2 protein-coding genes are annotated in these 718 nt (G+C 61.1%); both read right to left on the bottom strand.

All coding sequences use genetic code 11. From position 1 onward, the window contains the following. Positions 1–153, bottom strand: a 153-nt coding sequence (locus MXAZACID_RS18560; RefSeq protein ID WP_008495907.1) for a DUF736 family protein, incomplete at its 3' end; no start/stop codon positions are given. Positions 154–479: 326 nt separating this feature from the next. Next, positions 480–718: hypothetical protein (locus MXAZACID_RS19925; RefSeq protein WP_205619874.1), on the bottom strand; the 239-nt coding region annotated here is incomplete at its 5' end.

The following is a 718-nucleotide window of genomic DNA, read 5'->3' as shown; positions in this document are numbered from 1 at the left end:
GGCGCGGCCTACATAGATGCGGTGGCTGGGGGCATTGTCATTGGCCCGGTTGGCTTCCGGCACGATGCGCACATTCTTCGCTTGCACGCTCAGGGTCACGATCTCGCCCTGGATTTCGTTGCCGGCTTTCTTGAAAGTTCCGATGGTCGCCATGTCAAATCTCCTTGCTGTTACGAGCCCGCGCCCATCGCGGTCTCGATGGCGATCAGTGACCGGGGGCAGATCGACCTGCACCGTGTGCGGCCGTAGCGCAGCGAAGGATGGCGGGGCCCGGCTTTTTTGGAGCGCAGCGCCCGCGAGGAGACAGCGCAGCTGTCGGGGAAAAAAGCCGGGCCCCGCCATTGCAGGAAGGCGATCGGCTTTCGGTCAGATCCGCCCTCGAGAGACCGGGTGGCGCGGTCCCGCACCGGCCAGGAGCAATATGGGGGCCTCTCAACGTTCGGGTCAGATCTCAGCGGAAATCAACAACAACTCTCACTTTAGAGCCCGATCGAAGGAATGAAGCCGGCGCAGCAACCGGCGGCAACGCGCCCTTTATGGTCATTCCCTGGGTCTAATTGGATGCTCTGAAGCAGACCTTCCAAAGGTGTAAATGTTTTCTGCTGATAGCGTGGCATGGCGACATTTTGGGTCGTTTGCGTTCGCGAGGCCGGCTTTCCAGGCGTGGCCACCAGGAGACGGTGCTTCGCGTGGCAAACACGTCTTCGCCATCCAGCAA

This window comes from Acidocella sp. MX-AZ02, assembly GCF_000306035.1.
Taxonomy (GTDB): Bacteria; Pseudomonadota; Alphaproteobacteria; order Acetobacterales; family Acetobacteraceae; genus Acidocella; species Acidocella facilis.
This window is presented reverse-complemented; position numbering and strand designations above follow the sequence as displayed.